The sequence below is a fragment of the Lachnotalea glycerini genome, from assembly GCF_003201285.1.
GTDB lineage: Bacteria > Bacillota > Clostridia > Lachnospirales > Lachnospiraceae > Lachnotalea > Lachnotalea glycerini.
In genome coordinates this window covers 187,995-214,210 of record NZ_QICS01000001.1, presented here as the reverse complement: position 1 = coordinate 214,210, position 26,216 = coordinate 187,995, and the positions used below count along the sequence as shown (strand labels likewise).

At 34.5% G+C, this 26,216-nt stretch carries 25 protein-coding genes; 2 read left to right on the top strand and 23 right to left on the bottom strand.

The window, feature by feature from the left end:
* Positions 1 to 39: 39 nt before the first annotated feature.
* From C8E03_RS00975 to C8E03_RS00940, 8 genes are all read right to left on the bottom strand, one after another.
* On the bottom strand, positions 40 to 1,383 hold the full coding sequence (locus C8E03_RS00975) for an amidohydrolase (RefSeq protein ID WP_170122849.1): 1,344 nt from the start codon (positions 1,381 to 1,383) through the stop codon (positions 40 to 42).
* A gap of 146 nt (positions 1,384 to 1,529) precedes the next feature.
* Positions 1,530 to 1,988, bottom strand: a complete 459-nt coding sequence (locus C8E03_RS00970; protein WP_110290021.1) for a MarR family winged helix-turn-helix transcriptional regulator — start codon at positions 1,986 to 1,988, stop codon at positions 1,530 to 1,532.
* A 114-nt stretch (positions 1,989 to 2,102) separates the two neighbouring features.
* Positions 2,103 to 2,324: a hypothetical protein gene (locus C8E03_RS00965; protein ID WP_110290020.1), complete on the bottom strand. Its 222-nt coding sequence runs from the start codon at positions 2,322 to 2,324 to the stop codon at positions 2,103 to 2,105.
* Between the two features lie 53 nt (positions 2,325 to 2,377).
* Complete coding sequence (locus tag C8E03_RS00960) at positions 2,378 to 3,256, bottom strand: NrtR DNA-binding winged helix domain-containing protein (RefSeq protein ID WP_110290384.1); 879 nt, start codon at positions 3,254 to 3,256, stop codon at positions 2,378 to 2,380.
* 34 nt (positions 3,257 to 3,290) lie between these two features.
* Complete coding sequence (locus C8E03_RS00955; protein ID WP_094376741.1) at positions 3,291 to 5,234, bottom strand: NAD(+) synthase; 1,944 nt, start codon at positions 5,232 to 5,234, stop codon at positions 3,291 to 3,293.
* A 48-nt stretch (positions 5,235 to 5,282) separates the two neighbouring features.
* Complete coding sequence (locus tag C8E03_RS00950) at positions 5,283 to 6,770, bottom strand: nicotinate phosphoribosyltransferase (RefSeq protein ID WP_110290019.1); 1,488 nt, start codon at positions 6,768 to 6,770, stop codon at positions 5,283 to 5,285.
* A 17-nt stretch (positions 6,771 to 6,787) separates the two neighbouring features.
* Positions 6,788 to 7,588, bottom strand: coding sequence for a ribose-phosphate pyrophosphokinase (locus C8E03_RS00945; protein WP_094376739.1), 801 nt, complete (start codon positions 7,586 to 7,588; stop codon positions 6,788 to 6,790).
* Positions 7,585 to 8,124 carry a cysteine hydrolase family protein gene (locus C8E03_RS00940; protein WP_110290018.1) on the bottom strand — a complete coding sequence of 180 codons (540 nt, stop codon included), beginning with the start codon at positions 8,122 to 8,124 and terminating at the stop codon, positions 7,585 to 7,587. The genes C8E03_RS00945 and C8E03_RS00940 overlap by 4 nt, the downstream gene beginning before the upstream one ends.
* Before the next feature lie 261 nt (positions 8,125 to 8,385).
* Between C8E03_RS00940 and C8E03_RS00935 the strand changes: the two genes are divergently transcribed.
* Positions 8,386 to 8,598, top strand: a complete 213-nt coding sequence (locus C8E03_RS00935; RefSeq protein ID WP_094376737.1) for a cold-shock protein — start codon at positions 8,386 to 8,388, stop codon at positions 8,596 to 8,598.
* A gap of 650 nt (positions 8,599 to 9,248) precedes the next feature.
* Positions 9,249 to 11,969, top strand: coding sequence for a X2-like carbohydrate binding domain-containing protein (locus C8E03_RS00930; RefSeq protein WP_110290017.1), 2,721 nt, complete (start codon positions 9,249 to 9,251; stop codon positions 11,967 to 11,969).
* Between the two features lie 163 nt (positions 11,970 to 12,132).
* Here the strand turns inward: C8E03_RS00930 and C8E03_RS00925 are convergent, their stop codons facing one another.
* The 15 genes from C8E03_RS00925 to C8E03_RS00855 form a co-directional block, all read right to left on the bottom strand.
* Positions 12,133 to 13,851, bottom strand: a complete 1,719-nt coding sequence (locus C8E03_RS00925) for a S8 family peptidase (protein WP_094380020.1) — start codon at positions 13,849 to 13,851, stop codon at positions 12,133 to 12,135.
* Between the two features lie 60 nt (positions 13,852 to 13,911).
* Complete coding sequence (locus C8E03_RS00920; RefSeq protein ID WP_094380018.1) at positions 13,912 to 15,612, bottom strand: S8 family peptidase; 1,701 nt, start codon at positions 15,610 to 15,612, stop codon at positions 13,912 to 13,914.
* 21 nt (positions 15,613 to 15,633) lie between these two features.
* A complete protein-coding gene (locus tag C8E03_RS00915) occupies positions 15,634 to 16,125 on the bottom strand; it encodes an HIT family protein (RefSeq protein ID WP_094380016.1) in 492 nt (163 codons plus the stop codon).
* A gap of 52 nt (positions 16,126 to 16,177) precedes the next feature.
* Positions 16,178 to 16,516 carry a LysM peptidoglycan-binding domain-containing protein gene (locus C8E03_RS00910; RefSeq protein ID WP_094380015.1) on the bottom strand — a complete coding sequence of 113 codons (339 nt, stop codon included), beginning with the start codon at positions 16,514 to 16,516 and terminating at the stop codon, positions 16,178 to 16,180.
* A gap of 150 nt (positions 16,517 to 16,666) precedes the next feature.
* Positions 16,667 to 17,305 (bottom strand): cytidylate kinase-like family protein, encoded by a 639-nt coding sequence (locus C8E03_RS00905; RefSeq protein ID WP_094380013.1) that lies wholly within the window; start codon positions 17,303 to 17,305, stop codon positions 16,667 to 16,669.
* 68 nt (positions 17,306 to 17,373) lie between these two features.
* Complete coding sequence (sdaAA, locus tag C8E03_RS00900; RefSeq protein ID WP_110290016.1) at positions 17,374 to 18,255, bottom strand: L-serine ammonia-lyase, iron-sulfur-dependent, subunit alpha; 882 nt, start codon at positions 18,253 to 18,255, stop codon at positions 17,374 to 17,376.
* 1 nt (position 18,256) lies between these two features.
* A complete protein-coding gene (sdaAB, locus tag C8E03_RS00895; protein ID WP_110290015.1) occupies positions 18,257 to 18,922 on the bottom strand; it encodes an L-serine ammonia-lyase, iron-sulfur-dependent subunit beta in 666 nt (221 codons plus the stop codon).
* A 255-nt stretch (positions 18,923 to 19,177) separates the two neighbouring features.
* Positions 19,178 to 20,095 carry an RluA family pseudouridine synthase gene (locus tag C8E03_RS00890; RefSeq protein WP_110290014.1) on the bottom strand — a complete coding sequence of 306 codons (918 nt, stop codon included), beginning with the start codon at positions 20,093 to 20,095 and terminating at the stop codon, positions 19,178 to 19,180.
* Complete coding sequence (gene lspA, locus C8E03_RS00885; RefSeq protein WP_094380005.1) at positions 20,082 to 20,636, bottom strand: signal peptidase II; 555 nt, start codon at positions 20,634 to 20,636, stop codon at positions 20,082 to 20,084. The genes C8E03_RS00890 and lspA overlap by 14 nt, the downstream gene beginning before the upstream one ends.
* Positions 20,629 to 21,741, bottom strand: coding sequence for a 3-dehydroquinate synthase (gene aroB / locus C8E03_RS00880; protein WP_094380003.1), 1,113 nt, complete (start codon positions 21,739 to 21,741; stop codon positions 20,629 to 20,631). The genes lspA and aroB overlap by 8 nt, the downstream gene beginning before the upstream one ends.
* Positions 21,742 to 21,758: 17 nt before the next feature.
* Entirely contained in the window at positions 21,759 to 22,520 is a 762-nt protein-coding gene (locus C8E03_RS00875; protein ID WP_094380001.1) for a YlmH/Sll1252 family protein, read from the bottom strand.
* Positions 22,521 to 22,525: 5 nt separating this feature from the next.
* Positions 22,526 to 23,041, bottom strand: coding sequence for a cell division protein SepF (locus C8E03_RS00870; protein WP_094379999.1), 516 nt, complete (start codon positions 23,039 to 23,041; stop codon positions 22,526 to 22,528).
* Positions 23,042 to 23,101: 60 nt separating this feature from the next.
* A complete protein-coding gene (locus C8E03_RS00865; RefSeq protein ID WP_110290013.1) occupies positions 23,102 to 23,797 on the bottom strand; it encodes a YggS family pyridoxal phosphate-dependent enzyme in 696 nt (231 codons plus the stop codon).
* A 15-nt stretch (positions 23,798 to 23,812) separates the two neighbouring features.
* Positions 23,813 to 25,198: an HlyD family efflux transporter periplasmic adaptor subunit gene (locus tag C8E03_RS00860; RefSeq protein WP_110290012.1), complete on the bottom strand. Its 1,386-nt coding sequence runs from the start codon at positions 25,196 to 25,198 to the stop codon at positions 23,813 to 23,815.
* Positions 25,182 to 26,156 carry a TIGR01212 family radical SAM protein gene (locus C8E03_RS00855; protein WP_242993329.1) on the bottom strand — a complete coding sequence of 325 codons (975 nt, stop codon included), beginning with the start codon at positions 26,154 to 26,156 and terminating at the stop codon, positions 25,182 to 25,184. The genes C8E03_RS00860 and C8E03_RS00855 overlap by 17 nt, the downstream gene beginning before the upstream one ends.
* Positions 26,157 to 26,216: the final 60 nt, after the last annotated feature.

Sequence of the window (26,216 nt, the reverse complement as noted above, 5' to 3'; positions counted from 1 at the left end):
CTTATAGACATTATATTTATATGTTTAAATCCTCATTAATCATCTTAGTATTACTTTCCGCGGCACAGAATCGGCTCCAATGTTAACCTTATAATGAAGATCTAAATCCTTGAATTCTTTTTTGACCCTTTGCATTAAATTATCATCTGTCATGAGCTCATAACATGCACCCGCTAATGTCTTCGAGGCAAACAGCATACCGTGCATTCCTATACCAGAACCTGTACATGCTGTTGCTTGCCATGTATGCGTAAATACACCGATTGGCCATGTAGCACAGTAAAATGCACCAAACGGATATACCCAACTCAGATCCGCATCGCCAGAGATTGGTAATACCTTAACATTTGCTACTGGCACAACCTCATCCAGTAGATCTTTATCATAATATTCAGGTGGAATCTGGAATGCCTGTGCCCCCATAGATTTTTGTTCTGGTGTAAATTGCTTGTTTATTTCTTTAGCAAAAGAGTAATCCTCATCAGTAAAGGATGGACCATTAAGTTCATTCATGTTTTTTACGAATAGATCTGCCAGTGTTTGGTTCATGACCATATCATTACCTCCACCAAGTACCTCAACATTTTCCAATGTAGTTCCAGTCATCATAGCTGCACCTTTTGCCACATCAACCAGACGTGGGAATGTCTCATCAAGATATGACCGCTTTGGAGCCCTCACCATATACCAAGACTGACATCTGTCAGGTACGGTGTTTGGAGCGATCCCATTACCAAGAATTGAGTAATGGAACATGACCTCACGTGGAAGATGCTCACGCAGATAATTTGCGCCAACATTCATCAGTTCAACCGCGTCAAGAGCGCTGCGACCTAAATGTGCCTGCGGTGCATGGGCGGTTAGTCCCTTGAAGCTAAAAACTATGGAAGTAGACGCTAGACATGGCACACGCCATGGGGTATTGTTTGATGACGGATGCCAATACAGCAGTGCATCACAATGATTGAAATATCCGTCACGCAGCATAAATAGTTTTCCTACAAGCTCTTCCTCCGCCGGGCATCCATAATAACGAATTGTGCCATGAAGTTCTTTGCGTTCAATTGCTTTTTTGATTGCTATGACAGCACCAACACCAGCAGTACCAAGGAGGTTGTGACCGCAGCCATGTCCATGTCCACCTTCTACACGTACCTTTCTTTTCGATATAGAGTCCTGTGACAAACTTTCAAGCGCATCATATTCTCCTAATATGCCGATGACTGGTTTCCCATTTCCATACTCAGCTATAAGCGCCGTTGGTAATCCCTTAAGACCAAGTGTTACCTTTAAGCCAGCATCTTCAAGAACTTTTGCCTGTAGATTTGAAGCATATACCTCTTCAAGCGAGACTTCTGGATTTTCCCAGATATCCCGCGCCATTTTTGTTAACATTTGACTGTTTTTGTCTATACTGTCCCAAATTTCTATCTTTGACATAATACCTCTCCTTTTAAATCAGAGTCCCTTTACTCTATATTAATATGCATTAATATTTAATAACCTTGGAAATAACCGAAAAGCATTTCTTATTTCCTTCTTTCATATTTAGATACGTCACTTAAATTTATGCTTGCAGATTTTTCTGCCATAGTCTCAAGTCCTTTAAAAATCTGGTCTTTTGTTACTATATCCAATCCTTCTGTAGTATAATTCTCCCATCTTTCCAATATTGAATAAAGATACTTTTCATCTTTTTTCGCCAAGTCTGTTAAAAAAAGTTTTTTCGATCTTCTATCTTCTATTGCCACCTCCCGTGATATATAACCCTTTTCTTCTAATGATTTTATTGATCTTGCTATTGCTGCTTTATCAATAAAAAGAATAGACGATATATCCTCCTGATTGATTCCCTCATGGTTATACAGATTCATTAAAAGAATGTATTCTGAAAAGCTAATATTCATGCTGCTAAACGCTGCCGTAATATATGCCTGCGTTTGCCTATTGAATATACCAACATACCTTGCGAAAGATAATAAATTCATGCTCTTGCCCCTTTCGTTGATTGAATCAACTATATTGTAGCCCTAATAGTTGACTGTGTCAACCATTAGGGCATATTATTGTTGTTGATACGTAACCTATGCACAGTTATCATTTTAAATAGTACCACTATTTGAAAAAGCACCCAAAACAAATGCTATTTGTTTCGCACTTTTGCAAGTACAGAAAAAGTCGCTATATGGGTTTATGCAGTAAAAAAGTTGCAGCAACACTTTTCCGATACTTCCTATCAGTGCTAAAACAAGCCAGGGGATACAGTTCGTCATTTCAGCCGTCCCACCAAGCAGCATAATAAAACTCTCTAAGCTGCATTGCATAGAGCATGCCAGCTTCTCTTTTCATATTCATGTTTAAAGCAATTAACGCTTTTTTAATTAAATTGTTCTATATTTCTTTTAAATAGCTTTGAGGGTCTATGACCGGCTCCTTTCGTAATTTCATCTGTTTCAATAACAAAATCCGATATTTTACGTCTAAAATTTGCAGGCAGCAATTCTTCGTCCAATATAGCCTCATACACCTGCTGCAAGTCAGTCAGTGTGAAATATTTTGGCAGCAATTCAAATGCAAGCTTAGAACCGTTTAAATTTTCACGAAGATACTCCATGGCAAAACCAATTATTTTAGCATGATCAAAAGCAATACCTTGTATGTTTGTAATTTCATATTCCGTTCTCTGCTTTTTGGCTGTAAAATAAGTTTTTATATCTATGTTTGCTTCAAGCTTAATGTCAGAATGCATAAGCTGTAATTCAAATCTCTTTACCTTACATTTTCCTTGCATAATCTCTTCTGATTTTTCCTGAATAAGGTCATATTTAATTTGAAACCATTCCGCTGCCGCTGCATCACTGCCTGCCGTAATATGAAATTGCTCCTCTTCGGCCAAAGCCAGGTAAGCACATGAAATAATCCACCCCCTTGGATCTCTTCTTATATCACTAAAAGTTTGAAGCTGCATAAGCGCAATGTCAGAGACTCCTGCCTCCTCATTCAATTCACGGATTGCTGTATCCTCAAGTGTTTCATCTTTTCTGGCAAAGCCTCCTGGTAAAGCCCAGTAATCCTTGAATGGATATTCATTGCGTTTAATCATCAGAACAGATAGCTCCTTTTTTGAAAGCTTTCTATAATCATCTGTCTCTTTATTTTTTATTGTGAAAGCAACTATATCGGCAGCTACGGAAGGTCTATCGTAATTTTCTAAATGGTAATTCGTTAAAAATTCATTTTCCTTTTTTTGATTCATTTTTATACTCCATTTCACTTCATCCTTATTTCTTTCATAAACATTCCATATCCTGCAGTTCAGATACCCACAAATCATAAGCTGCGTCACTTGGCATTCTCCAGTCCCCTCTTGGTGACAAGCAGATAGATCCCACTTTGGGACCATCTGGAAGACAGGAACGCTTGAATTGTTGCTGAAAGAACCGTTTGTAAAAAATGTTCATCCAGTTAAGTATTACTTTCTCGTCATACTTATCTTCAAATGCCATAACTGCTAACATTAAAATCTTCTTAGGTGAATAGCCACAGCGAATCATATGATAAAGGAAAAAATCATGCAATTCGTATGGTCCAACTAAATCTTCTGTTACCTGCCTGATATTATCGTTTTCATCGGGTGGAAGAAGCTCTGGGCTGACAGGTGTATCTAATATATCCATTAAAGCTCTTGATATGTTATGATTACTGGCAGAATCGGCATACCACGAAACAAGATACTTTACTAATGTCTTTGGAATTGAGCAATTTACCGCATACATACTCATATGATCCCCATTATACGTACACCAGCCTAGTGCCAGTTCTGATAAATCCCCTGTGCCTACCACAAATCCTCCCTCTTGATTTGCAATATCCATAAGAATCTGGGTTCTTTCCCTTGCTTGCACATTTTCGTAAGTAACGTCATGTGTTTCTAAATTATGCCCAATATCTTTAAAATGTTGAATGCAGGCAGCTTTTATAGAAACTTCCCTGCTTGTTATTCCGAGTTCTTTCATCAATGTTATTGAGTTATGATAAGTTCTGCCAGTTGTACCAAAGCCTGGCATCGTAACACCAATAATATCCTCTAATGATTTACCGAGTTTTTGATATGCTTCTACCGTAACAAGTAATGCAAGAGTAGAGTCAAGTCCTCCTGAAATACCGATAACCGTCTTTCTGGAACCTGTTTTTTTCAATCTCTGATAAAGTCCTGTCGATTGAATAGCAAATATTTCTTTACAGCGAATTTCACGCTGTTCTTTTGAACCAGGAACAAAGGGATACGCATTATTATAATGCTTCAATGTAGTAATCTCATGTTTTAATTCAAACGTTACTGTAATGTAATCTTGTTTTTCCACTTTTCCCATAAACGTATTTTGTTTTAACCTATCATTCATAAGTTTTTCTATATCAATATCCCGGTAAATGATTTTATCTGTTTCAAACCGTGTTTCCGATACAATAACTCCATTTTCAGCAAGCATGGAATGTCCGCTAAAAACTAGATCTGTTGTAGATTCACTTTGTCCTGCACTGGCATATACATAACCCGATATACATCTTGCTGACTGTTGTGTAACTAGTTGTTTACGATAATCCATTTTTCCAACAATTTCATTGCTTGCAGATAAGTTTAATATGAGATTTGCCCCATACAAGCAATGTTGAGAGCTTGGAGGTATCGGCATCCATAAATCCTCACAAATTTCAGTGCCAATACAAAGTTTTGAATTTTTATCTTTCAATAACAGATTTTCATGAAAAGGAACCGTCTGCCCACACAGAACAATGTTGTTACTGATTCTTGACTGTGAAGACCTGTACCATCTTGTTTCATAGAATTCGTTATAGGATGGCAGATATGTTTTTGGAACTACTCCAAGAATTCTTCCTTGCTGAAAAAGGATTGCACAATTAAATAATTGATTGTCTGCTTCTATTGGCATTCCTACTGCAATTACAATATTTAATAAAGCCGTCTCTTCCATCAGCTTTTTTAAACTGTTTTCTGCCATTTCCCTAAGAATTCTTTGATGAAAAAGATCTGAACATGTATATCCGGTTAAGGATAGTTCCGGAAAAACAAGAACCTGCACTTTTTCTGCTGCTGCTTTAATACAAAGTTTTTTGATTTCTTCTGCATTGTATTCAGGATTTCCTATTGATAATGCCGCAACAGCAGCTCCGACCCTGATATATCCGAATTTATTTAATTCAATTTCCTTCATAATTGATACTCCTTTTTATATGATGACATTCTATTTATTAGTCTGCTATCAAAATCCGCCTGTCTTGGCATGTAATCTGTTTCTGATTTCTGATAAGGAATATTCTTTTACCATCTTTCCGTTTTTAAATACGGTTTCCAAAATATTGACTTTGTCCTTAGGGAAAGTATATTTATCAAATCCATCTTCATAGCTGATTTTACCAGATTCCTCTAAGAAAACGCGGCATAACCCTTGCTGGGATTTCTTGAATTTCGCTGTATCGGTCTTTGGATTTTTAAAAATCATATATGGTGTATTTTCTATTTCCGCATAGGTGGCTTTTACTGCAATACCAAAAGTATCACGGGTGAAAGGATTCAATTTGTCATCCTGCTCCAAACACTGCATGGAAAAACTTCCTACTCCAAGAGCTACATTATTACAGGAAAAACCATGTTGAATCAAAATATCAAAGATTTCTACAGCTCTTTGCGGTGTAATACTGTCACCATAAATGGCTTTAATATGAGGATCCAGTACTTTATAGCCTTTTGAATTCATTGAACCGCCAAAAATATCCCATAAGCGAAATACTGTTTCTGTTATAATTTTCACCGGATCACCACTATCTCCTCTTATAAGCAAAGTGCCATTATGATTGAGAATGTCTTCTTTACACTCTACTAAAATATGATTTACTAAATTCCAGTAATCATAACTGTCACTTACCATAGAAAAAGAATGATTTGGATAAATCTCATTTAATAAACGGCGAAGCATAGTTATTTCATCTCCGTCTACTGCAGTGTTACTGCACATAACAGAATGTTCTGTACTAATTGATCCAAAAGCAACGGGTTCTTTCGTGCAATCACAATTATAATAATGCTCTAGAAATAAAATTGACGGAACCGTAGCAGTATTTAGGAAAGATAAACAAAATGCTGCGCTGCTCCTAGTGGCACTTTCAAGGCTTTCTTGTCCTCGCATGCTAAAATCTCCCAATGCTCTGGCTCTTGAAATATTATCTTCTACACTGATTTGATAATATTTATTAACAATCATTCGATAATTATATCCTACATTAGCAGAAATCATCGAATGCCACAGAGAACAACTCATTAGTGTTTCAATTGTATTAACAAGCCATGCAAACTCTGGATGTGTATTACTAATCTCAATCATAGGTACTTTTACAGGCACTCTGGTTCCTTCTGCGATTGCTTTAATTTCTAAAGGCAAATAACCCAGCTCATACAGCTTGCTGATTTTTTCCTCTTGATAAGTGCCCTCCCCCAAGGTATAAGTAAGTATACGATTGTATTCTTCCAATATATCGTTTTTATCCTTCTGAAAAAAATTTTCATTAAAATATTCAATTAAATACTGCTTAATAAAAGCTTGTACTCCAAATACAATCAGTTTATCCTCGTTTTCAATTCTTGACATTCTTGGTGTAAAGTAAGAAACGAGCTTTGTCACGCCTTTTGGATATTGTTCACTGTGCACTGTTTTGTAAAAATCGCACAATAATAATGGTAATGTAGTATTCATAATATTTTCTCCTTCGTCTATAATATTTCTATTAATTGATGTTCTTTCGTAAAGATAGTTTTTGTGGTGAAAAACTTTTCAATCAAACCACTTCTTATCAACATACCCTTTTCTTCATCCAGTATGCTGTTTTCAATATGACTGGCATAGACATATAAGTTTTTACAGCCCATTTCCTTTAAACGTTTAGCACTGTAATATATAGAACCTCCATAAGCAATAATGTCATCAATAATCAAAAGGTTTTTATCTCTTACATCGGCCTTATCACCTATAATTTCAACACCTAATATCGTTCCGGTTTCCCAATCGCGTTTTTTATGCCCGTATACGGACGGGAGCTGAACCATATCAGAGTATCGCTTTTGTCCTCCTTCATCTACATAGAAAATACTGTCTGCCTGAATTCCTGACTGTTTTATTTTTTTTATGGTTTCATGAATATAAGATTTTGGACTTAAAACTTTAATTCGATTCACCGCGTATTCACTTACACTGGAATGAACATCCAATACGCTCACTTTGCTAAAGTTAAGTGAATTTATAATATCAACAAAATATTTTAACGTGAAAACATCTGTGTCTTGTTTTACTCTGTCCATTCTGGCATGTGGCAGATATGGTAGCAATAAAGAAATTTCTGCATTAGGATTCAGCCGCCTTAAATGGTTTGCCGTACAAATAAGTGCAAATAGTTCAGCATCAGATTCATAAATCCATTGAATTTCAAATGAATTACCTGTCATTGCAAATTTCATAAGTAATGTACCATCCGGATAATTTCCTAGCTCTATTGTTTGATCATTTATGCTTATCATTTTACTTCCTCCTGATCATTTATAATATAAATCTGACACATTTTCATAGCTTCAAGTGCATTTTTATGGCTATCTAAAGTTACACCGGCACAACAAGCTGCATCCACACTTACTTTTGCTTCCGGTAGAAAGGCTTTCAGCATTATAGCATTTGAAATCACGCAAATATCAGTACATAACCCAACTAATTCAAATTCTCTTTCAGGATAAAAATCACTAAGATACTTCATCAGCTCCACAGAACCAAAGGTTGGTTTATCAATAATGACTGCATCTATGGTATTTAATTTAGAAGAAATCTCCCAACCGCTTGTTCCTTTTATACAATGATATACTGGTAAATTTCGTCCTTCTTGAGTTTCTACGTAATTCTCGCCATGTGTATCTCTTGTAAAAATTACAGTATTCCCACCATCATGGTATGTTTTTATTTTTTCCTCTACATTTTTTACAATTGAAACTGCACGTTCACTCCCTAATGCTCCATCAATAAAATCCTTTTGCATATCCACGACTATTAATACTTTATTTTTCATTGCGATTCCTCCCTTGTAATTTTCATATTATCGTATTGTTATTATCAATATGATAATATCATTTTAATATTAAAATGTCAACTGTTCTATGCAAAAATATATTTAAAAAAATTAGTTGACTTATCTGATACAATATGATATTATAGATTTTGTAATCAATTTGTAAATTCGAGCTAGCTTGTATGTAAGTTATTTCAGAATAACTTGCAGATAATGTTAGCTTTTTTATATTTTGATACAAATAAAATTGGAGGTACTAAAATGAATACTGGTACAGTAAAATGGTTTAACTCACAAAAAGGATTTGGATTTTTAACTAATGATAATGGTGGAGAAGATGTATTTGTACATTTCTCAGCAATTATGACTAATGGATTTAAGAGTCTTGAAGAAGGACAAAAAGTTACATTTGACATCGAAACTGATCCTAAGGATAAAAGAAAAAGCAAAGCTGCTAACGTATATATAGCTTAATCCAAATTTTAAAACACAGATTGTTTTGAATTATTAATTTTATTGAAAAGTTTTTTTTCCAATTAATATTTGTATCATTTATAATCTAAATGTTTTAAGGTAGCCACTGGCTACCTTTTTTGTTTCTTTAATACTTTATAATTTTATGGTCTTTTACCTATCTTCTATTTCATTATTCTTTTAAGCAATTCTTTTGTTTCGTTCACTATTACTATACATTTTTTCATTATATTTCATATATTATCAGATAATTGTATTTATTTTCTAAATTATTATTTTATTTATTAATATTATATAGAGTTTTTAAATTATTAATGATATAATGTTATTTGATTGCATTATATCATTAATAATTACACAATAATTTTGTTCCATTTTTCAATATAACCATCATTAGGCTTTTATATGCACAATTCTAGCATAAAAACCAATTACATTTTATATGATGCACTTATCCTAAAATATAAATATTAAGTAAAGAAGAAAGGAGGTACTAGTTTTAGTCATACAGTATTTGGGGAGATTACAAACTATACTTGGGTAACAATATAGTGATGTGTTTTTAAGCTGATAGGTACAGCTTTACTTGAAAAATACAAAAGAAATTATTTTTGTAGTATGCAACATTTTTAGAAGGGAAGGTATAAATAATGAAAAATCGACATTTGTTTTTTACTGTACTTATTGCAATTTTATTTTTATTACTGCCATTTAGACAGGCTATGGCAGCTACTGAAACTGTATATCCTGGCTTTCGGGTGGATGGCCGCTTTCTTTACGACAATCAGGGAGAAAAGGTAATATTATATGGGGTCAATAAGATGATCGTCTGGTTAGATAAAGATGGGGTTCCTTCGTACTCTGAAATAGCAAAAACGGGTGCAAACTGCGTCAGGATTGTATGGTCACTGGATGAATCAGCGGAGGATTTAGATACTACAATACGCAACTGCCGTTTACAGAATATGATTCCTATTATTGAACTTCATAATGCCACAGGTGACTGGTCTAAACTTTCATCGCTAGTTGATTATTGGGTAAGTCCTGACATTGTTAAAGTTATTCAAAAACATCAGGAGTATCTTTTAATTAACATTGGTAACGAAGTCGGAATGCAGGTTTCAGAGACGGATTTTAAGACCGGCTACGAGACTGCTGTAAATAGAATGCGCGATGCAGGTATTCATGTTCCTTTAGTCATTGATGCCAGCAGCTATGGTCAAAACATTGATATCCTACAAAGCTGTGGACCTGATCTCATTGAAGCCGATCCAGATAGTAATCTTATGTTCTCAATACATATGTGGTGGCCTAAAGTATGGGGTTACACAGCACAAAAAGTTATCGATGAGCTAGAGGAATCAGTTGCTCTTAATCTCCCACTCATTGTTGGTGAATTTGGCAATCAGTGGGACGAAACCGAATCAGGACAAATAGCTTATAAAACTATATTAGAACACTGTTACAAAAATCAAATTGGATATCTTCCTTGGGAATGGGGTCCTGGTAATAATCCCCAGACTTTTTTGGATATGACTACGGACGGAACTTATGATACGCTCAATGGTTGGGGATTAGAGGTTGCTGAAACAGATACATACAGCATCCATAACATCGCTGAAAGACCTGTTTCCATGTTATCTAACCTCCCAGCCGTTTTACCAGCAAAACCTCTTTTGGCAGGCAATCTGGCTCTTGGTAAATCAGTTATTGCTTCTTCCTTTGAAAGCAATCTATATTTATCAAACGCTATAACCGATGGAAACCTTGACACAAGATGGGCTTCAAAAGTAACCGACCCAAACTGGGTTAGTATTGATTTAGGCTCAGTAAAAGAAATAAACAGAATACTCATTTATTGGGAAGCGGCTTATGCCACACAATATAAAATTCAAGTTTCCGATGATAATCTTACTTATACAGATATCTATAGCGAATACAATGGAAAAGGCGGTACAGAAGATATCAATCTTCAAGCCTCAGGACGATACATTAGAATATATGGAATGCAAAGATATAATAACAATTGGCCATATTCAATTTATGAAGTTGGAATTTATGGACCTGAATCAGAGCTAAGCGCTTCCATTAGTCCAACCACTGCCGTATTTGATAAGAATACAAATAATCAAGATGATATAGCGGTAACCCTAAGTTCTAAAAACAACACACTACTTGAGGTTAAAAATGGTGAAATCAGCTTAAACTCAGATACAGATTACGCTGTAGAAGATAATATACTGCGCATTAAAAAGGAATATCTTGAAAAACAGCCTGTCGGTACTATTTTGCTAACACTCAATTACAACGAGGGAGTAGCTCCAATGCTTGCCATTGCTGTTGGAGATACTACTTCCAGTCCATACATCCGACCAGGCAGAGCAGAATTTAATGAAACTAATCAAGAAGATATTGTGGTAACTTTAACAGAAAATGGTCATAATTTAATTGAAATTAAAAATGGTACAGACGCATTAATATCAGGTACTGATTACACAATTTCTGACGATCAGGTGACCATCAAAAAGGAGTATCTTGCGAAACAATCAGCAGGTATCACACGCTTGACTTTTGACTATAATTTAAACTTTAATCCTGCTTTAAAAATTAATGTTAGTAAAAATACTTCAAGTAACAACTCAGTCATTTCACCAGCTGCATCTGTTTATGAAAAGAACCTGTCTAAAGACATTACTGTAACCTTAACCTTAAACAGTAATACTTTACTCTCTATTCTTAATGGTTCCAATGCTTTAATTTCTGACAGCGACTATACGATGAGTGATAATGTGGTTACACTGAAAAAAGATTATTTGGACAGTTTACCTGTTGGTAAAAATACGCTTACTTTTATATTTAGTGAAGGGCTTAGTCAGGTGTTAACAATTAAGGTCACTGAACAAAAAGAAACCACCGAAGCTGGACTTTTAATTGAATCCTATCATGGTACGACAACAGATACAACAAATACCATTTCACCTAAGTTCAGAATAACCAATACTGGGGATAAAGCTATTTCACTATCTGATGTTAAGATTCGTTACTATTATACCAAGGATGGAGATCAAGAACAATCTTTCTGGTGTGACTGGTCCAACATAGGAGCCTCAAATGTTACAGGGACTTTCGTTACTATGGATAATAAAACGGAGAATGCTGATAATTACTTTGAGATTGGTTTTTCTTCAGAGGCAAATCAACTTGATGTAAATAAAAGTATTGAAGTACAAATACGTATTGCAAAGACAGACTGGTCAAATTATAATCAATCCAATGATTATTCTTTTCAAGATAACGCTAATAATTATGCTATTTGTGATAAGATAACAGCTTATATATCTGAAAGTTTATGCTATGGAATGGAACCATAGGCTTATCACAAACAACTTTTTATTCTATAAGAATTATTTACTTTATTATTAAAAACAAAGTATTTCCTATAGATTAACAAATGTCCTAAAAGTGAAATACCTAGTATCTCACTTTTAGGGTATTAAGAATTATAAGCTTATTTTTCAATACTACGAAAGCATTTTATATATTCTCTAAATCTGATCTTAGAAGGTTAAAGCTATTGTATACATCTATAATACCATAACCCCATTCTCTAGTTGGATATTTAAGCTGAGGATCCCTGCTAGCTCCACGTATTAAAAATTTCTTAATACCTACAGTATCTATATCAGGGTAATTATCTCTAACAATACTCCACTCAAGTATCATAGCAGTAATTCCAGTTGTATGAGCTGTAGCTGCACTTGTTCCGGTTAAAGTTGTGAATTTGTGATCCAGAGAAGGGCATTGAAGATTAACACCCGGCGCAGCTAAATCCGGATTCACTATATTGGAAGCAGAAAATCCTCTTCCTGCTTCCACATATAATTGACTATTACCAGAATTATAAGCTGTCATTGTAATAGGTACTATACAATTACCAGGTGAAGTCAGTGTAGTATACGGATCAGATTTTAAAAAATAGGTGCCTTTCGTAATAAAATCTCCCGAAGGCAGCCAAATATTTACATTTCCTTGCAAATCCCCACTACCAAATACTTGAAATAACCATATACCGGGCGCCGGACTTTTAAAGTGCAACACAATAACTTGTTTGCCAGATTCTAATTCTACCATAAAGCTATTAATGTTAATTACTGTATTCTCAGATATAAAAGTAATTTCTTGATTTTGTACGAGACTTACATATATCTTTGGTATGTATTCACCAGAAGGAGATAAAATATCTAAAGAATAAATGACAGGAGGATCTCCCCATAACTCCATTGTAAAGCCACTCTCATTTTCACTGACATTTAGTTCTACAGGGACAGGAGGACCAGTTGGATCAATTGTACTATAAAAATGCCGCCTTAATCTTCCTTCATTACCTCCTGACACTGAAATACATACTGAGGGAAAATCAGCAGCCACCGACACAATTGTATTAAGAAATCCGGTTGAATCATGTGCTCCTTGCGAAGTACCTAACCCAATACAAATAGCAACAGGACGCTTCATATTTCTTGCCATATTAACTATGTACTCTATTGCCCATGCAATATCATTTTCTTGATAACAGTCTATATTATTAGGAATGTAATAATAGTCTTTAATAATCTTCTTTGCCTGCTTTAGTTTTACGATGATAAGATCTGAACTCGGAGCAACTCCACTGAAATTATTTTGTACATCCTCAGATCCAGCTGCAATTCCCGCCAACTGCGTACCATGTCCATTCTCATCCATACTAGGAACAATTTGCAACGGATTTTCACTCTCAAGTGCCTGATTAATTTGTTCTCTTGTATATTCTGTACCAAAATACGCTGGAATAATTGTAGGATAACCATTTGCACTATCTATACTTTGATCCCATATAGAAATAATTTTACTTATTCCATCCGCTCGCAAAAAAACCGGATTTGTGTAATCAATACCAGTATCAATAATTCCTACCATAACACCTTCGCCTCTTAGGTTAACCACTGGGATTTCACGTAATTTAAGTACGCCTGAAGCATCAAGACTTTGTTCATCTGTTAAACCATAGCAAAAGGGAATGGCTGAATAGCCAAACCTTGCTGAAATTTCTCTTGTAACCTGACTCGCCGGCATATAGATAATAGCAAAATTATCATCGATAATATGAGGTGAAAATTCATTATACCGTTCCAAATTAGCCGGATTTCCATTGTATCTTACAAGTATATCCAGAAAATTATTGTCTATTATTTTAAATCTTTCTTCCGGGGTCATTCCTCTCTCCTTTCAAACAAATTACTTGAGCTATTTTTTATATTAGCGCAATGTAAGCATTTATTCTTCACCTCGAATGCTTCTAAATGTATTGTATATATCTAATATACCATAGCCCCATTCTTTGTTAGGATATGAAAGGCCTGCTTTTCTTCTCGCTCCGCGAATCATAAAAATTTTCAAATCCTGAGTACTCATTTCAGGATAATTCCTCTTTACAATTCCCCATTCAAAAAACATAGCAGCAACACCAGCTGTATGAGCTGCTGCTGCACTAGTGCCTGACACAGCCCTAAATCCATGTGTTAAAGTTGGGCTTACTATGTTCACTCCAGGTGACGCTATATCAGGCTTAACTATATCTACTCTAGTAAAGCCTTTACCCGCATTAATATAAAGACTTTCATCATCTGAATTGTAAGCAGTGACTGTTAAAGGATTTCGCGCACACGCCAGGGAAAGAAGTGTCGTAAATGGATCCGGTTTAAGAAAGAAAGTATCCTTTGATATAAATTCACTCATTGGCAGCCATATATTAAAACTAATCGGATAAATTCCCTTACTATATACTCGAAATTTCCATATTCCCTGTGATGGCATTGTAAAACGAAGTAACATTAACTGCTCACCACTTTGAGATTCAATCAGTGAGGAGTCAACAAAGATTGTTGTTGGTTCAAAAACAAAATCAATCTTTTTAGTTGTATTTAATCTTAAAGTAAATCTAGGTATGTATTCTCCTGATGGTGACGTAATATCAACCGAAAATAGATTGGGGGTATTTCCCCAAATCTCCATAGAAAATCCACTCTCATCGCTGCCTACTTTAAGCTCTACTTCATTATAGCTTGAAGCCTGCTCAATAAGGCCTAAATAATGTCCTTTCGCATTTCCTTCATTACCAACAGGAATAACGATTCCAATACCGGGCGTAACTGCTTTAATTGACAGCCAATTGCTTGTTGTTCCTCTTCCATCATGTGCATACTGTGCAGTATCAACTGAAATACAAATAACAATTGGCTTACTCACACTTGTAGAATAATCAAGCAAATATTGAATCCCAAATATCAAATCATTTTCCTGATAACAAATCTTGTCTTCCGGTATTCTAAAAAACTGTTTAATATTAGGCTTGGCTGGTTTTAGTTTTACGACTACCAATTGTGATTCAGTTGCAACACCGTAAAAATCATTATCAGGAACTTCATTACCTGCTGCAATTCCTGCAACTATTGTACCATGACCAATCTCGTCTCTGGTAGGAACCACACTAAATGGATTTTCGCTTTTTAAGGCTTCATTAATCTGCTCTTTCGTGTATTCAGTTCCATAAACCACTCCTTCCGGAGTTTGGTCACTTATAATTGTTTGATCCCAAATTCTATCTATTCTAGTAGTCTTATCGGCATTTTGAAATATTGGGTTGGTATAATCAATTCCACTATCTACAAAGCCAAGCAATACTCCCTTTCCTCTTAAATTAAATTCAGGAATATTTCGAATTCGTTGTATTCCCGATGTTTCTATGCTATCCGGATTTGTAAAACCAAATAGAGAAGGCAACACAGAATATCCAACTTTTGATATAACATCTTCTGTCAGAAAATCAGCAGGTAAATGCACTACAGCAAGATAAAAATTAATAATATTAATGCTGCTATTTTCATACTTCTCTAAATTTGAAGGATTTCCACCATAGCTTATTATAAAATCTGCATAATTATTACTATAAATTCTTTCTATATCTTCAGGCGACATGGCAATCTCGAAATAATAGTCTTACTCTATTATATTAATATTCTTCTCATTCATGACACTGTCAATTATCAATTCATTCAATTCATTCTTAAGTTTGCTTACCATTGATTTAAGTTCTTCTTCACTGGGCTTTTGGGACATATGATACATTTCTTCCCTAGGTAACAACCATACAGGTCCTTTCTTAGGCATATCATCAGAAAATCTTGGAAATATATGCCAATGGGAATGAGTATTGTCACAGTTTCCTAATAGCTCACAGTTTAATTTTTCCGCTCTAAAAGCTCTGAAAACAGCCTCAGCAACAACGCTCATTTCCTCAAGATATTTTATTCTGAATTGATAAGGCAACTGATGTAATTCAGCAACATGCTCTTTACAAATAAAAACAGTGTATCCCTTAAAGTGCTGATAATCTCCTATTACAACATAGCCAGTTTCTAATTCCTTAACAAAATAAGGATTTGTTTTCTCCTTAATCATTTTTATTCTTTTGCATGCAAAACATTCCATTTATTTATTCCTTCCATTTTAAAAGTTGTATATATCAATTACATACTACCCTTTAATCCAACCGTTTACTGGAATAATACGGAACAGTCAAATATTGTCCTTCATGAATTTTGTCACTTTCTAACGAATTAATATTTTTAACCTCATCAATATAATCATTATATGAATTATATTCTGATGTAATATAATTATCTGCCAACTCCCACAAAGTATCCCCTTTTTGAATTTGAATACTGGTGTAATACTTATTATATATTAATTCACTTTCCACACGATTCTTTGCTATTGAAATAAAGCTTCCATATGTAATTAGTATTGCTAATATTAGGCATACAGTTATCGTTATTATATAAAACTGTTGACTGTTTAATTGCTTTACTGTTCTATTCATAACCAATTCCCTCCATATCGAACGCATATTCCGAACACTAGTTCTTGTATGGTAATTGTATTATACGAACAGATGTTTGTCAATACCTTTTATATAAAAATCGAACAAATTTTCGATTAAAATTTGTTCGACTAAGCTTATCTTATGTATTTAAATATGTGGAGTATCTTTCTTCATAAATTCCAGATATTCTTTAATTATTTTAACGCTGCCTTCCACTCCGACAAGACTGCTGTCTAATGATAAATGATAACTTGTTGTATCGCCCCACTTTTTACTGGAATAATAGTTATAATAACTTGCACGGCTTTTATCTGTTTTTAGTATTAATTCTTTTGCTTTTGCATCTGTTAAATTATGCTTGAATGCTATTCTCTTAATCCTGTCTTCTAAATTTGCATGAACAAAGACATTCATACAATTTTTATAATCTGCCAGAGCATAATCGGCACACCTGCCGACTATTATACATGATTCCTGTTCTGCAATTTTTTTTATTGCATCAAACTGAGCTAAAAATATTTTGTGATTTAAAGGCATATCAATAAAAGCAGAGGAACTATAACCTAGAGAATACGTATCCATAACTAAGGAATATAAAAAGCTGTTTGAAGGCTTTTCGTCATGATTCTCAAATAGTTCTTCACATAATCCGCTTTCTTTCGCTGCCTTTTTAAGCAGTTCTTTATCATAATAATTAATTCCTAATTCCTTGGCCAGTATCTGACCAATTTCTCTTCCGGCACTTCCATACTGTCTACCAATCGTAATGATAGTGTTATTTGACATAATACCACATCCTTTCGTAATGTTTATGTTCTATTATTATACTATAAGGAAAGTAAAAATTAAAGTTGTTAATGATCGCTTTTATTTAACAATTTACTTACTATTTCTTGTGCTTTTGGTGTTCCGGCAACCCCTCCCTTTCCGGTTTCACGTAAAGATGCATCCATACTGTCGCCAACTTCTTTCATGGCATCAATTACCTGATCGGCTGGAATTTTACTTCTTATTCCTGCTAATGCCATATCAGCGGCAGCGAGTGCATTGACAGCCCCTATTACATTTCTCTTTACACATGGTACTTCAACGAGTCCAGCTACAGGATCACATACTAATCCTAATAGGTTTTTCAGTGCCATTGCAACAGAATTTGCAATTTGATCACTGTCTCCGCCTTTTATATGCACTAAAGCACCTGCCGCCATAGCAGAGGCAGAACCAATTTCTGCCTGACAGCCTCCTAGAGCACCTGCAATATATGCCCTCTGTGCTATAATCTGTCCAATCCCTGCTGCTACATAAAGTGCCTCTATTATTTTTGAAGATAGAATCCCCTTTTCTCTAAATAGTGGCAGCAAAACGGCTGGGAGAACACCACAGGCTCCTGCAGTAGGTGCTGCTACAATTCTTTTCATACAGGCATTTGATTCCCCCATTTGTAATGCCTGTGCAATGGCCTTAGAAATAAAATCGCCGCATAAGCTATCATTTGTCATATAATATTCTTCCATTAAGCCTCCATCTCCCCCTACCAGACCACTGGCCGAATGAGCCTTTTTATCATAGGTACTTCCGGCTAAGAGCATCGCATCCCATAATGACTGCATTTTATTCATAGAGCTTTCCCTTGATATGTTTCTTGAATTAATATCATCTTCCAAAATTGTTTCCCAAAACAAAAGACTTTTATCTTTGCAATTTTGTAATATTTCCTGAATTGAATGATAGCTCATTTTATTCTCCTTTTATGTTTAAATATGATACTTTTATAATTCCCTCTAAATGAGATAACCATGCTACTGATTCTTTTGGAATTTCTTGATCTGTTTCTATCACCATAACGGCATAACCTCCTCGTTTGTCTCGATAAAGCTGCATTGTAGCTATATTAACGGATTTGTGTGATAACGTGGATGTGACCTCTGCTACGTGTCCAGGTTGATCTATATTGTGGACAATTAACGTATGACTTTCTCCTGTAAAATTGACATCAATTCCATCAAGCTTATTTACCATAATTCTTCCTCCACCAAGTGAAGATGCCTGAATTTCCAGTTGTCTATCATCTTCTCCTGTCAGCTTTAATAAAACAGTATTAGGATGTGCATCCTTTAGGTTTATTTGACCGATTTTGAATTGAAGCTTCTTTTTTTCTGCAATTTCAAAGCTCTTTGGAATTAACATATCGTCAGGCTGCATCCCTAGAAGTCCGGCCACAATCGCTTTATTGGTTCCGTGCCCTTCTCCCGTAGCAGCAAAGGAACCATGTAGATAAATTTCTGCTTTCTTCGGCTCAATACCAAGAAGCTTTACTGCGATTAATCCTATTTTAACTGCTCCAGCTGTATGTGAGCTTGATGGCCCAACCATAATTGGTCCAAGTATATCATATATATTCATGATTAATTTCCTTTCTCTCTGAGTATTAAATGAATGATTAATTGATAGATCACCTTTCCCATAATTCTCAAAGTGCCTGTGAATATCACTATTTCCTTTCAATTAAAAGATCACAGGTATATTGTGTGATGAATGCAGTCGCTATGGGCAAATGAAAAGGAATGTACTGTTATGTACATTCCCCTTTGAATTGTATTATTATACTACATTTATAAAATATGATAATCAATACGTTAATATGTTAACTGCTATCTATTACTTTTTTCTTAATATGCTAAGAAGCTTTTCAAAATATTCTGGTAATGGCGCTTCAAATTCGACATATTTTCCTGTTCTAGGATGCAAAAACCCTAATATCATTGCATGAAGTGTTTGTCCTTGCAATTGAAATGGACACTTTGTTGGTCCGTATATACGATCTCCGAGCAGGGGATGATTGATACTGGACATATGAACTCTAATCTGGTGTGTTCTGCCAGTTTCAAGCTGACATTCTATATACGTATAATTACTTAAATGCTCCAATACTTTATAATGTGTGACTGCTTCTTTTCCGTTCTTATAATTAATTGACATTTTCTTACGGTCTGTTGGATGTCTTCCAATGGGTCCTTCGATGCGGCCTTCTTCATCTTTCATACAATTATGAACGATTGCACGGTATTTTCTGGTGATGGAATGTGCCTTTAATTGCTCCGTAAGTGACAGATGAGATGCATCATTTTTACAAACCACCAATATTCCTGTCGTATCCATATCAATTCGATGAACAATTCCAGGTCGAAGTACTCCGTTAATTCCTGATAAATGGTCTTTACAGTGATACATAATTGCATTCACAAGTGTGCCATCGTAATGACCCGCACTGGGATGCACTACCATACCCTTTGGCTTATTAACAATCAGAATATCTTCATCCTCATATAAAATATCAATTACAATATTTTGCGGTTCAATATTTAATACGGTAGCGTCTGGTATGGTAATCTCAACAAGGTCTCCTATACTGATTTTATAATTTGCCTTTACGATTTTACCATTTGCCAATACAAGATTGTCCTTAATCAGTCTTTGAATGTAAGAACGCGTCTGCTTCTCCAAGAGTTCACTTAAGTATTTGTCAATACGCTCGCCGCTATAATTTTCATCGACATAAAATTTATTTTGAATCATCTTTTTCTCCAGATGTCTTAGCAGATTTTCTCTCTATAAATTTAAAATCCTCTTCCTTATAAATAAACAGAATAGAAATAATGAGAAGTGTAGCTGCGATTGTGACATAACAATCAGCTACATTAAAAATCGGAAAATTAATAAGCTCAAAATATAAAAAATCAACTACATAATTATTTATAATACGATCTATCATATTTCCAATGGCACCTGCCGCCATTAATATTGCCAGAATTCTAAGAAGAATATATTTTTTATCTACAGGCATTTTATTGTAGACGTACGCAATTAAAGCCAAAATAATAATACCTGCTATCAGAAAAAATCCTTTTTGATTTTGAAGTATACCAAATGCGGCTCCTCTGTTTTCCAAATATCTTAATTGAAAAACTTCGTTCATAATAATAAATGGTTCTTTGTCCATAAGTTTATTAACAGCAAGTACTTTCGTCCATTGATCCAAAACAATTAAAAGAATCAGTGATGCTAGCCCCACTACATTATATATTACTCTTTGTTTACTCTTGATTAAATTATTCATTTTCTTCCTCATCATAATTTATAAAATTGATTGCTTCTAGTATTTCTTCATCCGAAACTGTATTATCCACTATAGCTTTTCCCATTTTCTTTAGAAGAATAAATTTAATTTGTCCTGATTCCATTTTTTTATCTAACTTTGTAGCTTCTAAAACTTCCTCCAGTGAAATATCCGTAATCGAAATTGGTAAATGAAACGCCACATATATATCTCGAATTTCATAAAATTCTTCTTTGGTCAAATAGTCTCTTTTCCATGAAATATAAGCAGCTGCAATCGAACCTAATGCGACACATTCACCATGCAGCAGTTGAAAGTTCTTCAGCTTTTCTATTGCATGTCCAATTGTATGACCGAAATTAAGAAGCGCCCGCTCTCCCTGTTCCTTAGGATCCTTTTCTACCACTGCACTCTTTATCAGACAGCTTTCGTAGATCATTTCTTCAAGGGTTTCCATATTCTTTTCATATATTTCATACAAATGCTCTATGAGCCAGATATAATAGCCTTCATTCTTGATTAAACCATGCTTTAAGATTTCTCCCATTCCCGAATAAAATTGTGCAGACTCTAGTGTATTTAATACTTGCAGGTTCATATATACAAGCTTCGGTTGATGAAAAGCCCCAACCATATTTTTATAGGAATCAAAATCTACACCTGTTTTTCCGCCAATACTGCTGTCAACTTGTGCTAAAAGACTAGTAGGAATTTGTATAAAACTGATTCCTCTTAAGTAAGTAGCTGCCGCAAAGCCTGTTAAATCCCCTACTACACCGCCTCCAAGAGCAACCAGCATATCTTTTCGATCAAATTTTTCAAGAATCAGCTTTTCATATAATTCACGTACTGTATTTAAATTTTTATTCGACTCTCCTGCCGGAAATGAAAATACAATTACACTGTCTGCAACCTTTAAAAGAATTTCCTCTAACTGTTTTGCATATACAGGATAGACATTACTGTCTGTTACGATACATAACTTTTGCTTAGACAAATTGAATTTTTCCAACTCGTCAGCCAGCCGATCAAAAGAATGTTCAATTACAATATCGTACAATTCTATTTTATTATTGTGTCCATGAATCGTTAAGCGTTTTCCCATAATCTAAATCCTTTCGATTATACAAATTTTTTTATTTCGATGTAAATTTTACCTTTTTTTGTTTCAGACAGCACACCAGAAAAAACAAATTTTCCAATTCCTCTGACGGATATAATATCATTTTCTTTTAATGATTCGCTGTTTGATTCAATTAACTTACCGTTTATAAAGACTTTTTTCGTCATAATATATTCTACCGCCTGACTCCTTGATGTTGCACAGCATATGGTTAATACGCTATCAATACGATTGGTAGCGACAGAACCCTTTAATATCTTATACTGCGGTTCATAATGAAATATACTTTGGCTGGCTAAAGCTGCTCTTACACTTGTATGCTTTATTCTTGTAATTTGTTCAATTAAATAATCCGTCATTCGTTCATGGCAAAACAAAAAGGCTTCATTCTCTTTTACCAAAATATCTCCAATCTTGCTTCGATCAATACCAAGATTGATGATTGCCCCCAAATAGTCTCTATGTATCAGTACATCCGCATATTTTTTATTTAAGGGTTCTATTTTGATGACTCTGATAGGGTATAATGACATCCTATCACAACAAAAAGCATCAGGAATAAATGCAATCATCTGACGCTCTGCTGTTTCATAGCCTCCATAAGCTTCAAACCGGGAAGTATAAAGCTCTTTTGATATGCTATAAAAAATATTTTGTTCATTTAAATTTAAAAAATCAGTAAATGTTGGTACATTTTTATGAAACGCAAGACTGGATAATTCAATAAAGCGTTTCTTCAACAATAATTCTTCTTTTGTCATAAAGCTTAAATCTCAGTATGCAAAGCCGGAACATCAAAGGCTCCACTTAATAAATCCTGAAAATCTCCAGAAATATCTACACTTGGAGGAGTAATGATAAATATATAGTTTGAAATCTTTTGTAAATTACCACTGATTGCAAAACATGAACCTGATGTAAAATCAATAATCCTTTGAGCAATGTCTACATCTAATCCTTCCAGATTAAGTATAACTGCTCGTCCCGTAAGTAATGTTTCTGTTACCTCCCTTGATTCTTCCATCGATGTTGGTTTGATTACGCAAACTTCCATTCCACCCACCTGCTTTCTTGAAGGACGCATTGGTGTTACTTTCGAATTGCCTGATTTAACTGCTTTTGGCTTAAATTTTGTATTAGAGTCAAAATCGTCATCTATGTCTTTCGAAGCAGTCTTCTTCTTTGGTTTTATGTCCTCATAATCATCATCATAAAAATCATCTTCAAAATCATCATCATCATTCAAACGCATGACATCTAAAAATTTATCCATTATTCCCATATCTACCTCCATCCGCATAAATTTTTATCAAAAAATATGCAGAGTATTTGTAATTTATATTTAATCTATATTATAATTTCTTTCACCAAAAATACCTGTTCCAACTCTGACATGTGTTGCGCCTTCTTCAATTGCAACTTCATAATCACCGGTCATTCCCATTGAAAGAACATTCATATTAACATTATCAATGTTTTTTGTTTTTATGTCAACAGATAATTTCTTCAATTCCTTAAAAATTTCTCTGTTTTTTTCTCCATTTTCTACAAATGGTGCAATTGTCATCAGTCCATTTATCTTCAAATTTGGCAGTTTGGAAACTTCTTCTATGAGTGGCAGCACCTCTTTGATACTCACACCGTATTTGCTTTCCTCCATTGCTACATTAACTTCAATCAAGATTGAGGCGGTTATGTTTTTCTTCACGGCTTCCTGACTAATTGCTTGTGCAAGCCGTAATGAATCTACAGAATGAATCATATAAGCCTGATCAATAATATATTTTACCTTATTTCTTTGAAGATGTCCAATCAAATGCCAATGTATTTTCTTTGGCAATATCTCACATTTTAAGGTAAGCTCCTGAACCTTGTTTTCTCCAAATTCTATAATTCCGGCATTCAAAACTTCTTCAATCATTGATATTGGCTTTGTTTTACTAACTGCAATTAATGTTACCTCATCTCTATCTCTGCCTGCTCTTTCACACGCCTTGCATATTTTTTCTTCGACTTCTGCTAAATTTTCTCTAATCATTTAAAACACTCCTCTTTAATATATGATATCGTCTTCATTCACTGAATTTCCATCCAAAACAATATGGTCATATACCGCTATACCATAGGTTGTACCTTCTTCTACAATATCATATTCTTCATTTTGGTATAAAACATTAATTTGCTTAAATACTGCGTACCCTTTATTAATATTATACACACCTGTTAATTTTGCTGTTTTTCCGATTGGATAACGGTCGGTAGAATCGGTTTTAACAATATAATTCCCGACCTCAAATTCATGAGTCTCAACATAGTAGTCATCATCAGTAGAATAATAAATGGTTGGCTCAACAAATTGCGTTGAACTCTTGCCATCTTGATCATATACCTCAAGTAAAAATCCTAATTGATTACTATCTCCGCCCTGCGTTGCATAATCAATAGGTATTGTATAGAAATCTTTCTCTACAACGGAGGAAACAGGTATTTTGAGTCCTTCTATACTACTGACCATTAATTCTATATCAATAAATCGATCTGTTGCGTATCGAATGCATGAATTAGTCAAATCTAATTTGGCATAAGGTTTGCTATTTATTCTTATAATGCTAAAGCCTGCATTGGCTATTACGCCATCTTTCTTGAATTTAATTTTCATGGTTTCTCTATCCGCATATTCGGTAGCTTTCTCTTCATCCAATGGGATGACAATTGACCAAGCCTCATCCGTTATAAGCTTGTAGACAACGTCTCCTGCATTAACTAAATCAGAGGATTTTAATGTTGTCTTTTTATAATTATCATAATTTAACATATCTTCTGTTAAATTGTCAATGGTAGCGTCCTCATAACCATCGGTAGAATATACAACCAAGCCTTCGCTCGGAGCTGTACAAGTGGTAAATAATCCTGCATTTTCACTAGTTAAGTCAGAAATACTGTTTAGCAAATTAATATTGACCAGCTCAAGAACTGTATTTTCAATGTCATATTTAAAATTATAAACACTTTTAAAATTATTGGTATCAAAATCATTCGAGAAACTGGATATTTCTGTTTTTAACGACTTAATATCATCATCAGTAAGTGTACTTTCACTGTTGGTAGAATCCGCCAGAAGATCCGCCAGCTTTCCTGTTTCATCTAATGTATAGACGGTTTGTCCCACTCCAATTTTTTCTCCTTCGCGGGCATAAAAATTGACATAACCGGCTTTGTCTGCTGTTATCTTTGTCTCCTGCCGTAAAATAAGTCCTTGGTATGTATTATTAGTGGATAATGAGCCTTTATTTACTTCATATACTGAGATATGTGGATTTATCATATACAATATGATACTAAATAGAACATAAATAAAAATAATTCCAAATATAATAATCCCAATATTAATATTTAAAGGCCTACGATATTTCGTAACCTTTTTATTTCTTGATGCCAAAACAATATCCTCCTCTAGCTAAAGCAGCACCATTTAAATAATCAAATGCAATTCCCTGATAGCTGTTTTTATTTTTCATAAGAGCAACAAATTCATCCTTTAGTTTCCACCAGCTTGTATTCCAATTTGAAAACTCACTGTCCTGCTCTGGTATTCTGCTGAATAGACGTTCTACCACAATTTCTGGTCTTAAGTGTTCTATAAAAATAATTAGTTTTTCTAAATACTCATCCTTGGTACATAAGGTAATTTTACCGGCTTCATATGCTGTGCACATTACGGTATCCTTAGGTATATAAAGTGAGTGAATCTTGACAGCATGAACCGGCAAGGCAGATATAATTTTTGCTGTTTCTAAAACATCTCTGTTATTATCATAAGGGAGATTTAAGATGACATGTGTACATATTTCGAATCCATATTGGCTGATCTTTAAAACAGCATCAATATATTCAGCAAGGCCGTGTCCTCTGTTTATTTTATCTAAAGTATGGTAATTAACCGTTTGCAATCCAAGCTCTATACTGATTTCAATATGATACTTCCTTTCTATGTTACGCAAAACAGAAAGATATTCATCATTGATGCAATCAGGTCTAGTAGATACAGATATTTCAACTATATTTTCAAGCAACGCCGCCTCGTACATATATTTTTCAAATAAATCAACAGGCATAAATGTATTCGTATAATTTTGAAAATATGCAATAAATTTCTTAGCCTTATATCGTTTACTGATATATTCCATATTTTCTAATATTTGTGATGAAACTGATTTTGTATTTTCTTGTGCTTCAAAGCCAGTTCCTTTCTCTGAGCAAAAGGTACATCCTGATGATTCTATTCTGTTTGGACATGTAATCGGCAGATTAATCGGTAATTTATATACCTTAGCTCCATACTTTCTAACCAAATATTCAGAATAGGAATAATAGATACGATTCATTTTTTCTTCCATGCCAGCTCCTTATATTCAAATTCCATCGCTTTTATTATATACAACTTGTCCTCTTATATC